General features: G+C 59.2%; 2 protein-coding genes. One reads left to right on the top strand and one right to left on the bottom strand.

Annotated elements, in window-relative coordinates:
- Positions 1–656: phytanoyl-CoA dioxygenase family protein (locus OXG98_02020; GenBank protein MCY3770792.1), on the top strand; the 656-nt coding region annotated here is incomplete at its 5' end.
- A 145-nt stretch (positions 657–801) separates the two neighbouring features.
- On the opposite strand, the gene OXG98_02015 is transcribed toward OXG98_02020, so the two are convergent.
- Entirely contained in the window at positions 802–1,953 is a 1,152-nt protein-coding gene (locus OXG98_02015) for a mandelate racemase (protein MCY3770791.1), read from the bottom strand.
- Between the last annotated feature and the right edge of the window lie 364 nt (positions 1,954–2,317).

Genomic DNA, 2,317 nt, shown 5'->3' with positions numbered 1-2,317 from the left:
GCCAGGAGCCGAGCAAGACCCATATCGGCCATATCCACTACGGTCACGAGGTGTTTCAGCGGCTCAACATGAACCCGGAGATCATCCGTGTGGTGGCCGGGTTGACCTGGGGTTGTCCCCGTCTCATGCACTGCGTATTCACCCACATGGTCAGGGGACCGGAAGAACTGCGCTTTCATCGGGACGACGACGGGGTAAAGGTCACCCACGGGTTCCGCAATCCGAACAATGATTTCCAGGTGGCGGACGGCGAGATCTACTGCAGCCATCTGGCTACCTGGGTCGCCCTGGCCGACGTGCCGCCGGGCACGGGATTCTGCCTGGTGCCCGGCAGCCACAAATCCACGGTTCCCGAACCGGAAGGCCTGGCCGTCGAGCACGATCCTCCCACATCGATCACGATCCCCATGAAGGCGGGAGACGTCATCATCTTCTCCACGCGTCTCCTGCACAACGCCAGTCCGTGGACCGAGGACTATCCCCGCCTGAACATCTTCCAGCGATACGTCTTCAGCTGGTTCTTCGACCTGCCCCACCTGTATCCGCTGGAGGAGCACCGCGAAAAACTGTCGGATGATATGTACGAACTGGAGAAGATGACCCGTGACGAAAAGCAGGTCGTCAAGCGGGTGCGGGAGCGGCTGGCCGGCTCGTAGAGATGAAATATGGCTATACGAGCGCGATCGAGGTTCCTGTCCGCTACGCATCGTACTCGATCACGCCTCGTGACCTGTTACGTCCTGTACGCGGTCGCGGCTCCCGTCCTCCTACGCCTCGTGTACAACCGCGGCTCCCGTCCTCTTACGCCTCGTGCACGATCGTGTTGACCTGGTGCGCCTCGATCCAATCCCGGTCGATCTCGGCGCCCAGTCCCGGACCCTGGGGGACGGGAACGCATCCGTGCTCGTCGATGTTTTCCAGTTCGTCGGTGAATTCGGGCGCATAGACGGGCGGCTTGGTCGTCTTGATACCGGGATGTACGAGACCGAACTCGTAGTAGTTGCTGTTCCGGACGGAAGCCATGATGTGCCTGTGTGCGAGTCCGCCGCCGTGGAGTTCCACGTCCAGCCCGAGTCCCTCGGCCGCATGGGCGATCTTCATCACGCCGGTGATGCCTCCGTCCTCGTAGACCCCGGACCGCACGAAGTCCGTTCCCCCGTTGACGACGAAATCGACGTGCTGCTCCAGGCCGAAGATATGCTCTGTCTGCAGGATCGGCGTGGTGATGTGTTCCCGAAGCTTCTTGTGGCCGAAGATGGACACGCCGCCGTCCTTGTAAGGGTCCTCCAGCCAGAAGAAACCGGCTTCGTCGCAGGCGCGGCCCACCTTCAGCGCATCCGCCCAGGTATTGTATTCGCACGCGGGATCGATCATGAGGTCCATGTCGTCCCCCACGCGCTTGCCCATGACGCGTACGTTGGCGACCTCTCGCTCGATGGGGGCGTTGCCCCAGCCGTGGATCTTGAAGGCACGGTATCCCAGGTCCCGGCACTGCTCGGCGAAGTCCGCGAAGGCCTCGGGCGTGTGCAGACCGCCGTTTTCGTCGCCGTGGTACGTGCTTGCGTATGCCGGCAGGGACGTCCGGTAACCGCCCAGTAACTGATAGACGGGCGCGTTGTAGTACTTGCCCGCGAAGTCCCACAGTGCCACGTCCACCGCGCCGATCTGGGTCCGGTCGGTGTGCCGCAGGCCGCGCTTCAGATCGTTGTAGATCTTCTCCCGCTCGAAGGGATTGCTCCCCAGTAGGTACTGGACCGTCGCACCCGACGGCGAAGGACCACCCAGGTATTCGCCGACGATGCCGAGGTTGGTGTGTATTCGCAATAGGCCCCCGCCGAGTTTGCGCCTGCCGCCTTTCTCGTATACCAGGTTGAATCCGTTGTAGTCCACGCCCATGTTTTCAATGGTGTATTGAAAGACCACGGTTTCGATTTTTGTGATAGTGGGTTTCATTCGCGGCAAGCCTCCATCGGGAATGGTTTTGGGGTTGGATTCAGGTACTTGTTCCGGTCTGGATTTTCCATCGATTCGGTGCGCACATCCGTTTTTCCTGGCTTGTTCCGGTGTCGTTTGTTTGGCCATGTCCAATCAGTTGAAATATATCAATACGAATCGTACTATTTATTTACAAATGGCCAAATCCTGTCTTCGTTCCCTCCTTCATCTTCTTTCCCGGTCTGTTCGATCTCATCACTTAATATTTGATACGAATCGTACTATAGTTCATTCGCGGCGCCATCTCCTTCCGCTCCCGTTCGCATCCGATTTGCCCTTCCGTCCGTTCGGTCTTCGCCTTTCATCTATTTTCATCCGCGAT

The organism is Gemmatimonadota bacterium, assembly GCA_026706345.1.
Taxonomy (GTDB): Bacteria; JAAXHH01; JAAXHH01; order JAAXHH01; family JAAXHH01; genus JAAXHH01.
Note: the sequence above shows the minus strand (reverse complement) of the source record. Positions and strands in the feature narration are given on the sequence as shown.

Bases quoted from the DNA above. Each gene is read 5' to 3' on its own strand.
- OXG98_02015 (MCY3770791.1), bottom strand. From the start codon at position 1,953: ATGAAACCCACTATCACAAAAATCGAAACCGTGGTCTTTCAATACACC.